26 protein-coding genes are annotated in these 17,116 nt (G+C 46.8%); 10 read left to right on the forward strand and 16 right to left on the reverse strand.

The window, feature by feature from the left end; genetic code table 11:
* Positions 1-26 precede the first annotated feature (26 nt).
* From FNW02_RS35085 to FNW02_RS35135, 11 genes are all read right to left on the reverse strand, one after another.
* On the reverse strand, positions 27-416 hold the full coding sequence (locus FNW02_RS35085) for a hypothetical protein (protein WP_191762117.1): 390 nt from the start codon (positions 414-416) through the stop codon (positions 27-29).
* An 88-nt stretch (positions 417-504) separates the two neighbouring features.
* Positions 505-1,176 carry a PDDEXK family nuclease gene (locus tag FNW02_RS35090; protein WP_191762118.1) on the reverse strand — a complete coding sequence of 224 codons (672 nt, stop codon included), beginning with the start codon at positions 1,174-1,176 and terminating at the stop codon, positions 505-507.
* Between the two features lie 98 nt (positions 1,177-1,274).
* Entirely contained in the window at positions 1,275-1,514 is a 240-nt protein-coding gene (locus tag FNW02_RS35095; RefSeq protein WP_191762119.1) for a hypothetical protein, read from the reverse strand.
* Between the two features lie 32 nt (positions 1,515-1,546).
* Complete coding sequence (locus FNW02_RS35100; RefSeq protein WP_191762120.1) at positions 1,547-2,005, reverse strand: DUF1392 family protein; 459 nt, start codon at positions 2,003-2,005, stop codon at positions 1,547-1,549.
* Positions 2,002-2,409: a terminase gpP N-terminus-related DNA-binding protein gene (locus FNW02_RS35105; RefSeq protein ID WP_225226148.1), complete on the reverse strand. Its 408-nt coding sequence runs from the start codon at positions 2,407-2,409 to the stop codon at positions 2,002-2,004. Before FNW02_RS35105 ends, FNW02_RS35100 begins: the two co-directional genes overlap by 4 nt.
* 17 nt (positions 2,410-2,426) lie before the next feature.
* Positions 2,427-2,642, reverse strand: coding sequence for a hypothetical protein (locus FNW02_RS35110; protein WP_191762121.1), 216 nt, complete (start codon positions 2,640-2,642; stop codon positions 2,427-2,429).
* A 40-nt stretch (positions 2,643-2,682) separates the two neighbouring features.
* Entirely contained in the window at positions 2,683-3,531 is an 849-nt protein-coding gene (locus tag FNW02_RS35115) for a hypothetical protein (protein ID WP_191762122.1), read from the reverse strand.
* A 116-nt stretch (positions 3,532-3,647) separates the two neighbouring features.
* Positions 3,648-3,845: a hypothetical protein gene (locus FNW02_RS35120; RefSeq protein WP_225226150.1), complete on the reverse strand. Its 198-nt coding sequence runs from the start codon at positions 3,843-3,845 to the stop codon at positions 3,648-3,650.
* Positions 3,829-4,164, reverse strand: a complete 336-nt coding sequence (locus FNW02_RS35125) for a hypothetical protein (RefSeq protein ID WP_191762123.1) — start codon at positions 4,162-4,164, stop codon at positions 3,829-3,831. The genes FNW02_RS35120 and FNW02_RS35125 overlap by 17 nt, the downstream gene beginning before the upstream one ends.
* An 82-nt stretch (positions 4,165-4,246) precedes the next feature.
* On the reverse strand, positions 4,247-5,125 hold the full coding sequence (locus FNW02_RS35130) for a hypothetical protein (RefSeq protein WP_191762124.1): 879 nt from the start codon (positions 5,123-5,125) through the stop codon (positions 4,247-4,249).
* 116 nt (positions 5,126-5,241) lie between these two features.
* Complete coding sequence (locus tag FNW02_RS35135; RefSeq protein WP_191762125.1) at positions 5,242-5,439, reverse strand: hypothetical protein; 198 nt, start codon at positions 5,437-5,439, stop codon at positions 5,242-5,244.
* Positions 5,440-5,812: 373 nt separating this feature from the next.
* Here FNW02_RS35135 and FNW02_RS35140 point away from each other — a divergent pair, with 373 nt between their 5' ends.
* On the forward strand, positions 5,813-5,980 hold the full coding sequence (locus FNW02_RS35140; RefSeq protein WP_191762126.1) for a ribbon-helix-helix domain-containing protein: 168 nt from the start codon (positions 5,813-5,815) through the stop codon (positions 5,978-5,980).
* A 581-nt stretch (positions 5,981-6,561) separates the two neighbouring features.
* On the opposite strand, the gene FNW02_RS35145 is transcribed toward FNW02_RS35140, so the two are convergent.
* The gene (locus FNW02_RS35145) at positions 6,562-7,458 is read right to left on the reverse strand and encodes a LysR family transcriptional regulator (protein WP_263627850.1); all 897 of its coding nucleotides are present in this window, start codon (positions 7,456-7,458) and stop codon (positions 6,562-6,564) included.
* 165 nt (positions 7,459-7,623) lie between these two features.
* Between FNW02_RS35145 and FNW02_RS35150 the strand changes: the two genes are divergently transcribed.
* From FNW02_RS35150 to FNW02_RS35175, 6 genes are all read left to right on the forward strand, one after another.
* The gene (locus FNW02_RS35150) at positions 7,624-8,508 is read left to right on the forward strand and encodes an NmrA/HSCARG family protein (protein WP_191762128.1); all 885 of its coding nucleotides are present in this window, start codon (positions 7,624-7,626) and stop codon (positions 8,506-8,508) included.
* Positions 8,505-9,383 carry an SDR family oxidoreductase gene (locus FNW02_RS35155; RefSeq protein ID WP_225226152.1) on the forward strand — a complete coding sequence of 293 codons (879 nt, stop codon included), beginning with the start codon at positions 8,505-8,507 and terminating at the stop codon, positions 9,381-9,383. The genes FNW02_RS35150 and FNW02_RS35155 overlap by 4 nt, the downstream gene beginning before the upstream one ends.
* Positions 9,384-9,646: 263 nt before the next feature.
* Positions 9,647-10,174: a hypothetical protein gene (locus FNW02_RS35160; protein WP_191762129.1), complete on the forward strand. Its 528-nt coding sequence runs from the start codon at positions 9,647-9,649 to the stop codon at positions 10,172-10,174.
* A gap of 116 nt (positions 10,175-10,290) precedes the next feature.
* Positions 10,291-10,431 (forward strand): hypothetical protein, encoded by a 141-nt coding sequence (locus FNW02_RS35165; RefSeq protein WP_191762130.1) that lies wholly within the window; start codon positions 10,291-10,293, stop codon positions 10,429-10,431.
* Positions 10,432-10,582: 151 nt separating this feature from the next.
* Positions 10,583-11,398 carry an alpha/beta fold hydrolase gene (locus FNW02_RS35170; RefSeq protein ID WP_191762131.1) on the forward strand — a complete coding sequence of 272 codons (816 nt, stop codon included), beginning with the start codon at positions 10,583-10,585 and terminating at the stop codon, positions 11,396-11,398.
* A 161-nt stretch (positions 11,399-11,559) separates the two neighbouring features.
* Entirely contained in the window at positions 11,560-11,868 is a 309-nt protein-coding gene (locus tag FNW02_RS35175; RefSeq protein ID WP_191762132.1) for a DUF6968 family protein, read from the forward strand.
* A 191-nt stretch (positions 11,869-12,059) separates the two neighbouring features.
* Here FNW02_RS35175 and FNW02_RS35180 read toward each other — a convergent pair whose 3' ends face one another.
* The 3 genes from FNW02_RS35180 to FNW02_RS39760 form a co-directional block, all read right to left on the reverse strand.
* On the reverse strand, positions 12,060-13,118 hold the full coding sequence (locus FNW02_RS35180; RefSeq protein WP_225226154.1) for a hypothetical protein: 1,059 nt from the start codon (positions 13,116-13,118) through the stop codon (positions 12,060-12,062).
* A gap of 223 nt (positions 13,119-13,341) precedes the next feature.
* Positions 13,342-14,247: an AraC family transcriptional regulator gene (locus FNW02_RS35190; RefSeq protein ID WP_191762134.1), complete on the reverse strand. Its 906-nt coding sequence runs from the start codon at positions 14,245-14,247 to the stop codon at positions 13,342-13,344.
* Positions 14,248-14,486: 239 nt separating this feature from the next.
* A complete protein-coding gene (locus FNW02_RS39760; RefSeq protein WP_263627851.1) occupies positions 14,487-14,609 on the reverse strand; it encodes a hypothetical protein in 123 nt (40 codons plus the stop codon).
* Between the two features lie 29 nt (positions 14,610-14,638).
* Here FNW02_RS39760 and FNW02_RS35195 point away from each other — a divergent pair, with 29 nt between their 5' ends.
* A complete protein-coding gene (locus FNW02_RS35195) occupies positions 14,639-14,821 on the forward strand; it encodes a hypothetical protein (RefSeq protein ID WP_225226156.1) in 183 nt (60 codons plus the stop codon).
* Positions 14,822-14,881: 60 nt separating this feature from the next.
* On the opposite strand, the gene FNW02_RS35200 is transcribed toward FNW02_RS35195, so the two are convergent.
* Positions 14,882-15,637, reverse strand: a complete 756-nt coding sequence (locus tag FNW02_RS35200; RefSeq protein ID WP_191762136.1) for an SDR family NAD(P)-dependent oxidoreductase — start codon at positions 15,635-15,637, stop codon at positions 14,882-14,884.
* A gap of 65 nt (positions 15,638-15,702) precedes the next feature.
* Between FNW02_RS35200 and FNW02_RS35205 the strand changes: the two genes are divergently transcribed.
* The gene (locus FNW02_RS35205; protein WP_191762137.1) at positions 15,703-15,885 is read left to right on the forward strand and encodes a hypothetical protein; all 183 of its coding nucleotides are present in this window, start codon (positions 15,703-15,705) and stop codon (positions 15,883-15,885) included.
* A 155-nt stretch (positions 15,886-16,040) separates the two neighbouring features.
* Positions 16,041-16,937 carry an AraC family transcriptional regulator gene (locus FNW02_RS35210; RefSeq protein ID WP_191762138.1) on the forward strand — a complete coding sequence of 299 codons (897 nt, stop codon included), beginning with the start codon at positions 16,041-16,043 and terminating at the stop codon, positions 16,935-16,937.
* Positions 16,938-17,116: the final 179 nt, after the last annotated feature.

Consider the following 17,116-nt stretch of genomic DNA (forward strand, 5'->3'; position numbering starts at 1 on the left):
TTTCACAGCACCTATATTCACGACACCTACAAAAAATCGCGATCGCTGCTACTCCTTGACTCATTAATCGCATAAATGCCTGTAATCATTATGGAGCATAGCTTAGAGCTTTTCTTAGTGCCATTCCTACCAGCATCGTAGGCGTAATATTCTAGGATGATTGCGATCGCCACGTCAGGGATACCGCTGGTTCTCCAAGAATTTTGGTTTGTGGCATCAAACCCTTGTTCAATCAGCGTTTTGGATAATTTAGATGGTTCCAGGTTTGCACTTTCTAACGCTTTGATAATAGCCATATCACTTACCCCAGCTAGTCTTGCTGTGGCTCTGATACTGGCCTTACCCCGACCATCTACGTCCACTTCAATCTCTTGTTTTATCTGATCAACGATTTGGGTAATTTCAATTTGTGACATAATAGTTACTCCGAGTTTCCGAAAAATTGATAACTTTAGTAGTAATGAAGCGAGTAAAAACAACACCTAGTAAGCTTATGCAATTAGGCTATTGCCAAGTAACCTGAATGTTAAATTCACCACAATGAAATTTGATAAGTTGTTTTGTGTTGGAACAGCATTGTCCAAATAAATGAATTATTTTTTGATGGTTTGGATAGTAGTGGCTATAAATTAATATTTGTCCAACAGCACTTTTCCATCCCAGAACATTTTTGACTTCTATAATCTCGTGGTCAGTCAAAATATCTATTTTCCCAGCAGGAGTATTGACTTCAATTACAGGATTAGCTAACTTTCCAATTCTTTTTACTAAAGAAGCTTGTACCTTCTTTTCAGGAGAATACTTTTTTGGGCTAAAGGCTAAATAAACAAACCCATCAAAAGTTTTGTGTTTATTAAAATGTGCAATAGCTTGTCTTGCCTTTTGGGTACAGTATCTACCAGCTTCAAACGCATAATATTCAACTATTAGGTATACTCCTTCATTGGGTATACCGTTACTGCGCCACGAATCAATATTTATCCGTTGCAACTTGATTTTTTGAGCCAGTTTAGATGGTTTTAGGTTCGCGCTCTCTAATGCTTTTCTAATGGATTCGTCATCAACTCCAGCCAATCTTGCGGTTGCCCGAACACTAGCCTTAGCCTGACCATCGGCATCAACTGAAATCTCTTGTTTTATTTGTTCAATGATTTGTGCAATTTCGATTTGAGACATAATACTAAATTGTGTGATTGGAGATTAAGAGCAGGGAATAATTGTTCAAGGTCAGGGAGATGTAGCGCGAAATCTCTCCCTTGTGTATGCGGTCGTTTTTACTTTTTGATTGTTAACCGTGGCTTTTTACTGACAAATTGGCTTGTGTGTTGTCGATTATGTTCAGCAAGTAGATTAGCGGCACAGTCTAGAAAGTGTTGTTCCAGGTGAGGGTCGAGTTTACCACCTGTAAGGTCAGCTAAAGTCTTCATCGCCTCCACCAAAGTATGCAGTCGTTCTTCGACAGGAGGTAAAGCCCTTGTAGTCATTGAGACAGTTTGATTGAAAGAGTAATTCATGTTGATTCCTAATGATTTCAAAACAGTGATTGCTAAAAAAGCACTCGCACCAAGTCGAGTTGGGGTACAAAAACTAGTCGGTCATCCAGGGTGGTGACTTCTTCTAATGCAGGGGGCATCCACTCGACGTAATAAAACCAAGACCTATTGAGTAAATGAATCCCCAGAATTAGCCTCTGCTTTGTCCCCTCGTCATTGGAACGCAACATGACGCGATCGCCAAGAACGAAAGCAGGTTTTTCCAGGGCGGCAAGTTGCATTTCCCCAGTGCCGATGATTTCGTGTTCTGTGGTGTAAATGATGTCCTCGTTGCAAACAACTGCATAAATCCATCGGCCTTGTTCCCAGCGAATACCGCAACAGTAGCCAAATGTTTTGATAGTGCAGATATAAACTCGCTCCAGTAGATTGACTTCAGCAGATGGAATGCAATAATCCCAAGGTGGTGAGAGATACCAGCACAGATACAGTGCATTAATTTGGTCAATCATGCGCGTCTCCCCAACAAATAATTAACGGCTTCTTTGTCAAGAGAGGCAATACGTTTTTTGAGATGTTGTGGTGGGTTGTCAAAAAACCGTTTAAGATGCCATTTCCGAATTTGATAATATCTAACAGAATGTCTGCCAGTAGAGAGCCAACCACGCCGTACCCAACCAGAAACAGTGGTGCGATGAACACAAAGAATACGAGCAATTTCAGCAGCACTGTAGTTATCAAGAAATGGGCGTGTGGAGTAACCCAAATGCCAAAGCTTAGTAGAAATAGCTAATGGAGTGCGGAAATAGCCGCGTCTCTTGAGGATAGAGGCGATTTGTTTGGGGGTATAAAGTTCAGCCTTTGCCTCAACAATGGTAAGTTCTTCTTCAGTCCATTTGATAGTTTTGATAATCATATTTAACTCTCCTAAGCTTATGCAGATATAGAGTTAGCGTCAAATTGACTTGTGGCGATTTGGGCGCTGATTGATTCAAAACTGACTTGAAAGATATTCAAATCAATTAGCATTTCGCCACTGTTGTAGAGGTCAGTGATGTGTTGTCTAATGGCAGATTCATCAAGACCATCAGGAATATCTAAATGGGCAACACTAGTGATTTTTTCAATTAACGTGACTGTAACTCTCATGGCTTAATTTCTCTCCAATAAATTAGAAGTCAAATCATACTTATTTCTGACTATTGATTGATGACTTCTGCGCTTGCAACTGTTGCATCCATGCCTTAACTGTTGTTAATTCATCAGCACCGTTAGCAACAGCATCAACAACTTGGTTTTGATATAAAGACTCTGCATGGCTTGGATGCTCACACTTATCTGATGCCCAAGCTAAACACATATTTTTAACTAGTTCATCAATCTTGCTAATATGAAGTAGGTTTGGACGGTCAACATCATGAAATTGCAACCGCTCTTTGATTAACTCAACTGGGTAATTAAGTAGAGTACGAATCTGTTTTATTCGCAAATCTTGAGGATGTACTGCTTGAGTCACTACACTAAGTTTTGGCGGATTTGCTACTTCTGGAAGTGAGTTTGAAGTGACACCTAATAGACATTGGATGTCACGGATGACGCTTGCCCAGTCTGCATCTTTATTCCATTCCCTCTTAATTCTGGTTTTAGCCTCTGCATCATAGAGATTGCAGAATACTGTATTTTCATCTCCAGCAGTAGCAGCAATAATCAGTGGTTTAGTGAAATCTTGAACTAACGATGCAGCAAGAAGAAAGCTTTTAGCAAAGTTGGTTTCTAAACCAGTTCTAACCACGTAAAGTTCATCAGCACTGACAACAATATCCAATTTCATGTTGTCCTTTCCTTTGAATTCCTTAGTTGTTAATCGCAGTTCGGACAAATACCCAGTTAATGCTCTTTGTGAAACTGGTATTTTCTTATCCTGCTCAATATTGAACTTGTACCAGACGTAAGATTCCCCGTCTACTTCTCCCTGATTGACATATAAGTAAACAGGTTTGGGAGGATTACAAAGACCTAACTTGATTTCAGTAACCATATTTGTTGGAGTGTGCAATAATAAAAAGCTCGTAGCGTGTTATTAACTTTTAGCCTTTTAGCAGCTGCTTGAAGAAACGGCACTCATTCAAGCGGTCGCTTTTTCTTTGTTGCCAGTTAAAAACGCTCTTTTACTGATAACAAAAAGCCGTATCCAGTGTTCTGCACTTGGACTAGTTTTCTATCAAGTAGATATTGGATAATGGTTTGGGAGAATTGAATGCGATGCAATGGAGCAGAGCCACCACTTCGACGCAGAGAACGTAACAATCTAGCCGAAGTACGTTCTATATAGTTATCAACTACCATTCCCATCGGTGCTACCTCCAGTTATTACTGATAACTGCTGCTTGAGAATATTTATCTGATGTTGATGAGAGTCAATCTCTGCGGTAATTTGTGTGAATAATTCCTGTGAAGAGAGCACCTGAATTTGGTTCTCTTGTAAGTACGATATTTCGTCGGAGTTTTTGTCAGGCATCAAAGCGTAACGCCAACCGTCATCAAATTGTTCAGCCAGTTCTGTACCATTCGGGTAGTAGTAAAGTCCGAGAATCATGCCTTGTTCTGTACGCTGATCAAAAGCAAACCGAGGGTAATCCCAGTGTCGGGGGATTGTTATTGTGGGTTGCATAGATGTGATTGGTGAGAATGTGGTTAAGGCGATCGCCCTCGTTGCAGATAGAAGTGCGATCGCGCCGTGGTGTATGAGAGAATTACGCCGCCACTAACTCTAAGTGCGGTTCATATCCCCGTAACCGTTCCCAGCCCTCGGAGGTCAGTTCGTCAAATGAGAGGTCTAGCAATTGCTCACAGTCGGCCACTTCTGCATCCAGCAACCGCTGTAATTCCATAGAACTCAATTGTTCCAGTGAGCGATATTGCAAGGATTCAGGAGTGGGTTCAGCAGCCAGCGATGTCTGCGACGGGCAAAGCCTACGCACAGCATCAAACACGGAGTTAGAATACTGCTGCTGACCTGATGAACCTTTCTTCACCCACCAATTCCCGTTAGTGCATCCGACTTCTCCCAGTTTCACGTCATTTTGGGAAATCCCATCGTCGAGGATTTCAAACCCGTACTTCTGGCATTCGTTGAAGATATGCGCCATAATTCGGTTTTCGGTTGTGTGGGGTGTTGCTTCTTGCTCCTGCACTGGTAATGAGCCATCCTTGTAGTGAATGCAGATGTAGCGATGGCAAAGCATTTGAGTAGCAGCACGATATACTTCCTTGTTGTTGATCATGACTACCCAGCGTTGCGTGAGGTGGTTGTCGTCATGGGTTATAGAAGCGATGAGTTTGCTATCTGCGTAAATCTCGTAGTCGAAAGAAGATATTTCTACAGTTGTAAGTTCCTTAACTTCAGTCTCGGCATCAAGCTTAGTGTCTGTAGCGTTCTCAACCTTAGCCTTAACTTCAGTGGTATCAGCAATTTTTTCTAGCTGGGAGGATTGGTGAATTAGAATGGCTTGTACCCAAGCGGCTTTACGGCGTCTGTCTACAATTTCAGTTCTACAACCTATTTGAGTGTAAATTTCTTGAAGTCGCCTAAAAGATTTGTGGTTGAGGCTGGCTAGAGTGTAGTGATACATTAAAATAGTTCCTATTTAATGGGACAGAAAAGCGATCGCATCTGATTGGCGTTAGGGTGGTCGCTTTTTGCTTTTTACTCCAGTAGTTTTTTGTAGCAACGAAATAATCAACGCTGTTACGAAAACTTTGATTGATGGCTATTTGCAGCTTTTTCCTCTGTGCTGACGGATGGGGAGCCAAGTTCAAAAATTAGCTGCTCAACTGCGGAAGCCAGAGTTTGAGGTTTGCAATCTATAGGCATGTTCAAAAGTTTGCATACCTTCGCCGCCGCAAAGTGACTAATAGTAATTCTGCGGCTCTCAAATTTCGTCATTTTTTCTCCTTTTCTAGTTTGACTTCAAAAAATTAACCTCAGAGTTGAAAGTGAAAGCTTTGCGGTATCTACCATCCAGTACCACTTCTAAGGGCTTACACCAAGCTAAAACTCAATGTACCCTTCGAGCGAAACCTGATTTTTGGGTCTACTTAACGTTTGAGCTAAAATCTGGTTGATGTTTGCGCTGGGTTTAAGCTCACCGTCACTTTCTGGCTTGAGTTAACTTTGTTATGTGCCGCTTTTTGGCTGACAACTATATAGTAGCATCTACTAGATTCTACTAAATGCTATTAGCATCTAGTGTTTCTTATAGTTTAACGGTGTGTTATTAGTTAAACTGATGCTACTAGTTTCTATGAGTGGGTACTAGATGCCAGAATATAAGGGCAAACGCAATACAATTACATTTCCGGTAGAAGTATATGAGGAAATAGCAGCAATGGCTAAACAAGAAACTAGAACTGTTAGCCAAATGGTTGTCGTATTATGTCAAGAGGCAATAGCTGCTAGAGAGAACAAGCAGGAGAAAACATCATAGCCGACTCTGAAGTTAACTATTGAGCTTTGAGGGCAATAAATTCTATGAGAAAGCCACCTCAAAGTCAGATTGCAAAGATTTAGTTGACAGACAGTGATTACTGTTTGCCACCAATGCCCATACTGGATTGCACCAGGCGCTTCATGAACTGCGGCATGGTGGGCGTGACTGAAGCGAAACAACTGCTGGCATGACAGATTGCAATACTGGCGAATGTGTTGATGGTGTTGTAACTTGATAAGCACAGCACTAAAGCTGACAGAAGTATTACTTCAATAATACATCTTAATACATCTCCCATCACTACCTGATTGGGGTCAGGCTGCACAAACAGCAAGAGAATCTATTTTCTCTCAAATAGTTGTGTCTCTTGTTTTACTTGAGATTGAGCGATTAACCTCTTGCAAGTGCGGATGAACACGAGCGCGAGCTGATCGAGCGGCTAAAACGCATCGAGGACGACCTTGCCGGATACAGCAAAGAGCAAAGTACTCGTCCACAGACGATCAGTTACGCTTTTACCGATTCTCCCACAGGTCAAGCTGTCTGAATCTAACGAGGGCGACCCGGAGAGCATTTTTTCAATCAACAACATCAACGTGCTTTAATGCAACCGCCAACTCTTTCATAAACTCAACAAAAACACGAACTTTAGCCGAGAGATAACGTTTCTGGGGATACAGCACGGCGATCGGGAGTCCAACTTGAGTCGCGTAGGATTGAAGAATCGGTTGAAGGTCGCCTCGCGTGATCGCATTTGCGGCAATAAATTTAGGCAGTTGAACCACACCCGCACCTTGAATAACTGCCTCTAAAATGACTTCTGAATTATCAAATCGTAGATAGCTATCCACAGCTAGGTCAATTGCTTTGCCATCTTGTTCAAACTTCCAGGTCGGTTCTTGTCGACTTTGGGGATAGATAAAGTTGACACAGCGATGCTGCGATAGCTCTGCAAGCGTTGTCGGCACACCCTTCTGAGCGAGATACTGCGGCGAGGCACAGGTGATATAGTGTGCAGTTGCCAAGTGATGCATGATTAAACTGCTATCGTGGCTCAGCCCAATTCGCACGGTTGCATCAATGCTTTCCTCAACTAGATCAATCAAGCGATCATTAAACGAAATATTCAGCTTGAGGTCAGGATATTGCGCGGTAAATTGCAGCAGAGCCGGAGCAATATGCAGTTTGCCAAACGTAAAGCTGAGATCAAGCCGCAACGTTCCGCTTGGCAGGGACTGCGATTGTTTAACTTCGAGTTCAGCTTCTTCTAAATCGTTAAAAATTTGCTGAGCGCGTTGAAAAAATCGATTGCCATCTTCAGTCAGCGTCAAACTGCGCGTCGTTCGCCCAAGCAAGCGTACCCCCAAGTCATCTTCTAAGCGCAAGACGGCTCGACTCACAGCTGACGGAGCCATGCCCAACTGTCTTGCTGCCTTTGAAAAGCTGCCGCACTGGGCGGAGCGGACAAAAATCATCAGGCTTTTCAGCTTGTCCATTGCAGCCCCCGCATCTTTGAATTTTTTGCACAAGTGTTTTGAAGTTTAACTACTTTTTCTCTGCTTTTGCACAAGCTACAGTTGAGACAAGTTGAAATTTCAAATCTGCATACATGTAGCAAGAAAGCAAGTGAAAAGACGGATATGACACAACAAACAAACCTAGAGCGACTCATCTTAGTCACCGGAGCGACGGGCAATCAAGGCGGTGCGATCGCCCGTCACCTGCTCCAACACGGCAAGTTCAAGGTTCGCACCATGGTTCGCGATCCAAATAAGCCTGCTGCCCAAGGACTACAACAAGCAGGTGCAGAACTCGTTCAAGGAGATTTCAATGATCGGGCTTCACTCGATCGCGCTCTGCAAGACGTTTATGGCGTTTTTTCGATTCAGAATTTCAGAGACGGAGTGGACACCGAAATCCGTCAAGGTAGCGCGATCACAGACGCGGCGAAAGCGGCTGGCATTGAGCATTTTGTCTACAGTTCAGTGGGCAGTGCTGGGCGCAACACGGGTATTCCCCATTTCGACAGCAAGTTTCAAGTCGAAGAATATATTCGAGCGATTGAGTTACCCTACACCATTCTGCGTCCGGTGTTCTTCTTTTACAATTACAACGGGATGCGCCCAATAATTGAACAGGGAACGCTTCTCCAGCCGCTCAGTCCTGAGACGAAATTGCAGCAACTGTCTGAAGAAGACTATGGGGCAATGGTTGCCGAGGTGTTTGATCGTCCCGCAGACTTCATGCACCGCGAAATCGAAGTTGCCAGCGTGGAAATGACCATGCCAGAAATTGCTGCCGCGTTTAGCCGCGTCTTGGATAAATCCGTTAACTACCAACAAATTCCGTTTGAAGCGTTTGAGCAGCAAGCTGGAGAAGAAGTGACGATCATGTTTCGCTGGTTTGAGAATGTTGGCTATGCGACGGATTTAGCCCAGTTGAAACGTGAGTTTCCCGCACCAACCGACTTTGACTCTTATTTACGCAATCACGGTTGGGCAAAAAATCAAACAACAAACAAATGAATAAACAAATGAAAGTATTAATGGTAGGAGCAACGGGTAAGTATGCCAGTCTTGTCTTGCCCGAACTGAAGCAGCGCGGTGCCACAGTCCGCGCCTTGGTGCGTAACGAGAGCAAAATTGCAGCGGCGCACCAGCAAGGCGCAGATGAAACGGCGATCGGCGACCTCGGTAATCTGGAGAGCCTCCGCACTGCTGCTGCTGACGTAGATGGTGTTTTTCACATCAACCCTGCCTTCGCCCCCAATGAAGCAGAGTTGGGCGTGGCGATGGTCGAGGCTGCTAAAGCATCTGGTGTGCGAAAGTTTGTGTTTTCTGGTGCGATTCACCCGTCAATCTCAAAGATGAGCAATCATGCAGCAAAACGTCCGGTTGAAGAAGCCTTGTACGAGTCCGGGATGACGTTCATCGTGCTGCAACCGACCCTGTTTATGCAAACCCTCGACAATAGTTGGAACGAGGTGCTTGCACACTGCTGTTTTTCTCTGCCCTACTCCAAACAGGCGAAGGCATCCTACGTAAACTACCGGGATGTAGCAGAAGTCGTCGCGATCGCTTTAACCGAAGAGAAGCTAGACTACGGCACATTTGAGCTATGTGCCTCAGGCATGGTCAACCGCGTGGAACTAGCGGCGATGATGAGTGAAGCGATTGGGCACACGATTGAAGCGGGTGAGTCTTCGTTCGATGAGTGGGCGCAAGCGGCACACATCCCAGCGGGTTCCAGCCGTGAGGAGGGAATGAAAAAAATGTACGCCGACTACAACCAATATGGGTTTCCTGGCGGTAATGCGCTGGTGCTGCGAGCTATTTTGGAACGGGAACCCCGCACGTTGCAACAGTACATTCAAGAGCTTGTGGAGCGCAAAGTAGCGTGACGGCTACCGAGGCTGTCACATTGTCAAATTGTCGCAGTTTGCCGCCAATGCCGATTCCCCCATGCGCTTCTTGCGTTGTCACGCAGCAGTTACACCCCGATGTTTAGCTGAGTTCTAGCTCTCCAACCCTTCGCCCGACGAAATTCTGACTTTTGCAAATAGGTTTTGTTGATATACTCCGTCTATGTCTAGAACAAAAACCTGAAATCCAGATTTTGATTCTTTGTCTTGTACTAAGCATCATTACTTGTTTAGCACTTCTTATGTCTCGTTCAAGTTTTCTAGCTAGTGGCACACCACAGATTCAGCAAAGCATCCTCGACTTCTACCTGCAAAAGGCTGACCGATTTCGGGCGTACTTTCCAGGCGGGGAGGAGTTAAGTGGCAGCAGACCAGATTTTTTAGCGCTTGAGGGAGTATCTGTACAACCTTGGTCAGGAATGATGGGCTGTATCGTTGTTGAAGGCACTTTAACACCAGCAGCAAAGGCGCTCATCCGAGAACGCGGAAACTTTGATGAAGATGGCTGCTATCATTCTTTGCAACTCTGGAGCTATGAGTTAGTCAATGAGACTGAGGTGTTGCTGCGGATTGAAGACTTTTCGGTTTGGATCGTCTTTGCTACGCTAGATGAGCTACAGAGCTTGGAAAAACAAAAGCTTCCCGTCAGTGAATGGCAAGAAATTTCCCTTGAATCTGAAGAGGGAGTAACGCCACTGCCGATGGATGCAAGCGACCTAAAGCAAACCGCTCAGGCAATTAAGGAAGTGTTTTTTCCCAAACACGAGTAACTTCGGCGAGTCTAATTCTTCCCTGAGCGCGATAGCACAAAAATCCCAACGGGATTATCTTTGGGTCAACGCTGTTGCAGGGCGGCGTTCATCGCAATTGGGCTGGTAAGCGACTGATGGAGATCTACAACCAACGAGGAATTTTTTCAAATCGACAGGACGACATTGAGGGCGTGAAGCGATCGCTAACCGCTCGCTTCAGAGAGGTCTCTGTTGAAGTGGTTGGATGTGCTGTAGTGTTTTCAGGTCGAGTATAACATTACAAGTATTTGCGACAGAATTGAGCTGAGCAACCAAGCGAGCAACAAAGCAAGTCGCTCAAAAATGTTTTGCGGCTAGGACTATCATCTTATAAGGTTACGAAAGCTAAATTATCTGAGATGTGAGTCAAAGAACGGGTAAACCTTCATGGAAACTGTAAAACAAGTTCAGGTCAAGTCTGGCTCCACGTTAAACTATGTCGATGTCGGTCAAGGAGTTCCGATTATTCTAATTCATGGCTTGTTTTTAGACCACACCGCTTTCGAGCAACAAATTAAGGCGTTTGCAGGTCAAGCGCGAATCATTGCGATCAACATTCACGGTCATGGCGGATCTTCAGTGCTTAGTCAGCCCATGTCGCTTGATAAGATGGCAGAAGACTATCTGGATCTGGCTCAACAGCTTGAGATACAGCAGGCTATCTGGGGCGGAGTCTCTTTGGGTGGAATGACAAGTTTGCGAATTGCCATTAGACATCCGGAGTATGTTCTGGGTTTGTTGCTGCTCAACACAAGTGCATCAGCAGGAGAAGGTAAGAAAGTTCTTAGTTTTCATGGACTCAATGCGATGTTGAAGCTGCGGTTTCTCTGGAACACTTCTGCTGTGAAGAAGCAACTTTTAAAAAACTTATGTAGTCCTACATCCTTAGAGGCAAACCCCAGCCTTGAGAAGATTTGGGTTGAGCGAATGAAGCAGATTAGTAGCATTTCTGTAAAGCATTCCGTTGAGGCTGTCCTCAACGCTAGCTCAATTCTGGATCAGTTGCCCTCTATCACTGTGCCAACTATTGTAGCTACTGGTGAAGACGATACAGAATTCCCAATGTTTATGAGTCAAGAAATCCACCAAAGGATCAGCCATTCAACACTTGTGGAAGTGGAAAACTGTGGTCATAGCTTACCGATTGAACAGCCTCAGAGAGTAAACCAACTTTTAGAGCAACTGCTAGCAAAGGTGAGGTGAATTCTGCGCTGACTCTCAGTCAATGATCCTGCTGCAAGTGGCGGTAAATCAGCCTCTTAAAAGATTGAACGGGAACCAGCCACGACCACCTTCTAAGCTTTGAAGATTGGGCTGAGGTTGATTCAACTCATCTACAATACTACCAGTTAGGAAAATGTATCATGAGTAAGTTAGCGCCTATCCCTACTGACTTTACATCTATAGTTGCGTCGAGAGAATTTGAAATTATCCAATCAGGTGTGCTGAACAAGCTGATCGTCCAGGTAGGTATGCCTATTCAAGACGTTGAAACGGTTGATGGATACGATTGGAGATGCCCGGTGCGAATCATTGATGGCGACACGATTCGTGAGCGAAGAGCATGTGGTGTGGACTCCTTCCAGGCGCTTCACCTGGCAATGCAATTGATTCAAGATGAAGTGAACCAAATCGCTGCCGAGGAAGGCAGTCACGTCAACCTGTTTAGTTGAAGGACTTTAAGCCTGGTACTAGAACATAAGAATGCAGTAGGGGATATTTCCTGAGCGTTCATACACTGAGTTAGCTTTTGAGCAACTTAAAGCGGCTGATTTTCCAATAAACAAAGTTTCAGTCGTTGTCGCCCCGCCCAGATGACTGTCATTTGACACTAAGCCGAGCGTTGGTCATCTGGTCGAAGAGGCTACTTATAGTATTCGTAGATAGTCGCTCCCGCACTGCGGAGTTCATCCAGGAACCATTTGGTATCTGAGAGTAGTTCGGGTAGGTAAAGCCCAGAGCTGGCAGGAGAATGGTCGTTCAGTCCCAATACCGACGCGAGAGAAAGAACGACGCACAGACCCGTGAGTGAACATGCGCCATGCTTGAACTCCAGCGTTGATCGCGAATGCTTTGTTCGACCATCGGCCTCGCCCTCGATCTCAACGACGATCTCGGCCGCCGCCTCACCGCCCCGGCGGCGACTGGATGATTCGTCGGTCAGCAAGTCGAAGCGTACATCCGATGCCCCGGTGGCGGCATGGAGGCTAGCGATATCGAACGTGGAAAATGCAGTGGCATCGAGCGATCGACCGTCAATTGATTCGATCTTGCCCTTTGCTGCATCGCCGGACAGCCATACGCGCCGCCCACCCTCGAATACCATTGCAGGGGGAGCAGCCCCGTGTACCCGCTCCATATCTTCGAGCGACGCTGGACCCGCTGGATCATTTTCGTCGAGGATTGCTCCGATCCGGATGGATTGGATACTCTTGAAGCCTTTGGCGCTATTGAGTGCCAGAAACACAGCCGCACCAGCCAGCCAGTGACTAGCGAGTACGACGGGTGCTGCGGTCGCACGATGCGCGAACATCGCCAACTCAGGGCCGATTTCGGTGAGAGCAGCGTTAATGTTCAAGTAAGGGATGCCCAAGTCCTGCGCGTAGCTCATGCCTCTAAGCCCAGCTTCAGGAGCCAACATCACCACGGCAGCTACGGCGATGTCGTCACCGAGGCCCAAGCGGGGCTGATCGAGATCTATGGCAATGGCTTCGGCAGCGCCCACCTCCTGGACGACTTCGCCTGCCGCTTGCAAGTTCCGTCCTCCGATGAGTACTGGAATATCGGGATGCCTCTGGCGGAACCACCTGACGGCGGCGCGCCCCACGATGCCCGATCCCCCGGCAAAAAGTACCTGTGCTGTCGTCATAGAGTTAGAAGCGCGTTCTTGGTCATAAACAATGGTTGGTTCTTTGGTTTTCATTAGGCAATGAATGGGTGAAATATACAATCGAGCGTACTTTGCTTGCTGTTGGCGTTTTACCCGTTTATTGCGTTCGGCTTTGCCGTTGCCCCTTGGGCAATCGCTTGCCAATCATGTTGTACGTCTGGTAAAAGCTGCATTGAATTCTCGTCCGATCTAACTTGAGTGTAATGCGTGCCAACGCTCAACGTCTTTCAGATTCTTACAATGATTTGTCAGATTCTTATGGTGAAGGGCGAACCTGCTTTGGTGTCATTCCAGTGATTCGCTTAAACTGTTGTGTCAAATGACTTTGGCTGGAGAAGCCGACTTGTGAGGCAATGTCCGCGATCGCCAAATCTGTTTTCGACAGCATCACTTTTGCCTGTTCCACTCGCTGTTGAATCACGTACTGATGCGGCGAGATTCTAATTGCTTGTTTAAACAAACTGGCAAAGTAAGTGGGGCTGATATTAACGATATTTGCCAGTTCAGCCAGTGACAAATCTCGATTGAGATGAGTGTGAATGTAGTCGATCGCTTGCTGCAACTGGATATGAGTTAAGCTTCTATTCTCATGTGCAGTGATTGGTGCATCCTCAGAATAATGCCGCAAGAGATGGATGATTAATGCTTGAGACAAGGATTCGACATATAATCGCCCCATCATGCTACCTGATTTCACCTCAGCTAAAAGTAGCATGGCAATCTGCTGAAGATTCAAGTCTTGCTGACCGAAATGGTTGACCAAATTGACCCGTGCTGTATTGATTTCAGCCGCCTCAGCAACTTGTTCGACCAGCTTTGGCTGTAAATGAATGTTGAGTTCCGTTTGGACAGCCTCACTTCCTGGACAACACCAGTAGCTCAACTGTTCAGCCGGAACCAAGAGGCTATCTCCTTGTTGAAAGATTGATTCGTGCCAGCGAGCGTCAGATTTTTGGCTCAGATAAGTGGGATGCCCCATCGGTAAGATTAGCCAATGATCGGACAGAGCAGGCAGTTCTATTTCTTCTATTTTGCCAGGAGTTGAAGTATAGTCATGCTGCTCAACCAAGATGCCATTCCAGCCCATCTGCCGACTGGATAAGATCAGCGTTCTCTGGAGTCGTTGGTTCAGATCACTGGGTTTAAGAAGAGTGTTTGTCATAGAATTCGCCTGCACCTACTCATCCACAGCTTGGAGAAAATACGCTTTCTGATTTTCTTAGCTTTTAACACGAGTTCATCTCAGGTCAACCCGCTTTAGGTCAATATCTTTTCTTCTATGGTAGGAACATTGCGCCGAAACTGTTAGAACTGGGTACTCAACTTGAGGACGGAAGCCTCGACTTAATAGACTGGTACGGGCAGAGCCAGTGCATCTGCGCGCTGATGTTTAGTACGCCCCTATCGGTTTCTGCCTCCAGCGCCAGTCCGTTCGGCGTTTGCAGATTCACCAGTCGCAGACCCAGACGCGTCGTTGCCCCATAGTCGTTCGTTTGCACGGTTTTCCTCCCAATTGAATTTCATTCGCCTCAGTGGTCGCGTCCAAAGCTATTGTGCAAAGTTGGGTAAAAACGGCACCTGTGTGGAGGGTGGTCAATGCCAAAGAAGCTAGTCGCTTGCCTCGGCGCAATTGTGCAGCCGCTCTAGTGATCGGCTTTATTTGCCCAATACGCAGGCATATACGCACAGTCACGCCCACCCAGCCCAGACGCGATCGCTTCGTCGAACGCCGTTAGAGTTTGGGCTGCTACAGGCAGGGTGACACCATGCGCCTCGCCCCGTTAGCGTCTGACCGCTTAGATCGCCTGGCCGCCGGACACTTCGATCCGTTGTGCAGTCACCCAGCGGTTGTTCTCGGATAGCAGGCTGGCGATCATCGGCCCGATGTCGTCTGGCACACCGACGCGACCGAGCGCGGTCATGCTGGCGAACTGCTGGTTGACATCCGGGTTGTCGCGCACGAGGCCGCCACCGAAATCAGTTTCGATCGCGCCTGGTGCCACCGTGTTGACCGCAATCCCGCGACCGCCCAGTTCCTTAGCCATGTAGACAGTGAGCATATCGACCGCAGCCTTGACTGCCGCATAAGCCGAAAAGCCGGGGTAGGACACGCGCGTCAGACCAGTGCCCAGGTTTACGATACGACCGCCGTCTGCCAGGAGTGGCAAGAGCGCCTGGGTGAGGAAGAACACGCCCTTGAAATGGACGTTAACCAGCCCGTCGAACTGCCCCTCGGTTGTCTGCTTGATCGTGGCGTACTCGCCGTGACCGGCGTTGTTGACGAGGTAATCGAAGGTCTCGCGTTGCCAGGTCTCGCGCAGCGCTGTCCGCAATCGCTCGACGAACGGTGCAAATTCAGCGATGTTGCCACTGTCGAGCTGAAAAGCGATCGCAAGGCGACCCATAGCCTGGATCTCGGCGACAACCGCCTGAGCTTCTTCAGCACTGCTCTTATACGTGATGATGACATCGCTGCCCTGGCGAGCCACACTTAAAGCTGTGTTTCGTCCGAGCCCACGACCGGCTCCGGTAATTAAGGTGATTTTAGTCATGCTACAACTCCTTTTTTGGTCTTTTTGATTGACTTGCCATTGATGCATTTTGAGACGGGTGTGTGATGACGAGCGATCGGGCGCAGCGCTCTACTTTGCTAAAGGTCAATGGCATTGAGCGTGATGCACTTCATGCTTGTATTGACCGTAATCGCACCGTAGAGCCTCTCCTGAGAACGGATTGTAAAACTACTTCGTTGCACGCTGCGTTTTTCTCCGAGTTGCATATTTCGCTTCACTTTGAGTAAAAGCGTGTTCGCTTTTTCTAGAATCTTCGCTCCACTACATTGAATTGTGGCATTCTCAGCCCAAAAAATAATCGACAATCCAATCAAAGTTTTGCCTAATTCGCTCAGAGTTGATAAAATCGAACAATCCCTAGCTTTAATCGTGATAGATTACGATGAACAAACTGCATGAACTCGCTCAGATTCTTTCACGCCACAGCTTCGCGTCGGAACACATGCAGCCCACCGTGGTGCCTCGGCTTTCAATTTTTCGTGCCGACCATCCAACTACTCGAACGCCTGCCATCTATCGCCCGCTATTCTGCTTAATTGTCTCTGGTCGAAAGCAAGTATTCTTCGCTGAGAAGACATCTGAGTATGAACCAGGCGATTGCTTCCTCGTTACAGTCAATCTGCCTGTTGTTGGCACCATTTTGCAGGCACACCCTGAGCATCCGTATCTCGCGCTATGCCTTGATCTACACCACATAACGCTCGCCGAAATCGCTATCCGAGCAACAGTGGTGTCCAACACCACACAAGGGAGTGATCAAGGGCTTCAGACGGGAACCGCCACAACCGAAGTGATTGATGCAGCCTTCAGGTTGGCGCAACTACTCGACCATCCCCAGCATGTCGATGTCCTGGCACCCTTATACGAGCAGGAACTGCTCTATCGACTCTACATTGGGCCATGGGGTCGGTCACTACTTGCGGCAAGTCAAGCAAACAGCCGACTGTCACAGGTTGGCAGGGCCATTGCCTGGTTGCACGAACACTACGCGACTGACTATACGGCAGATGAATTAGCCAGAGTTGCAGGAATGAGTGTTTCGACGATGAATCGCCATTTTCGGGAAATCACTGCAATGAGTCCGCTCGAATACCAGAAGTGTATCCGGCTTCAGGAGGCGAGGCGTCTGCTTGCCAGCCAACTCACAGATGTTTCTAGCACTGGATATGCTGTGGGCTATTCCAGCCCGTCACAATTCAATCGCGAGTATAGTCGCCTTTTTGGCGAGCCACCCGGTCGTCATGCCAGCCAGATGAGAAGCGCCAAGGAATACACGTAACACCTAGCATAACGACACGTGTATCCGGGTCGCTCTTCGTCCGCAGCTTACATGAACCTATCCCACTAATACCAGCAATATGATAATCTGCTGCTGATGACAGTAAGTTGTATCAGGGTATGGCTGGGCGATTTGAAGGGTTAAGCGACCTAGAGTGGAAGCTGTTTGAAGATATATTT

This window comes from Komarekiella delphini-convector SJRDD-AB1, assembly GCF_014831675.1.
Lineage (GTDB): Bacteria > Cyanobacteriota > Cyanobacteriia > Cyanobacteriales > Nostocaceae > Komarekiella.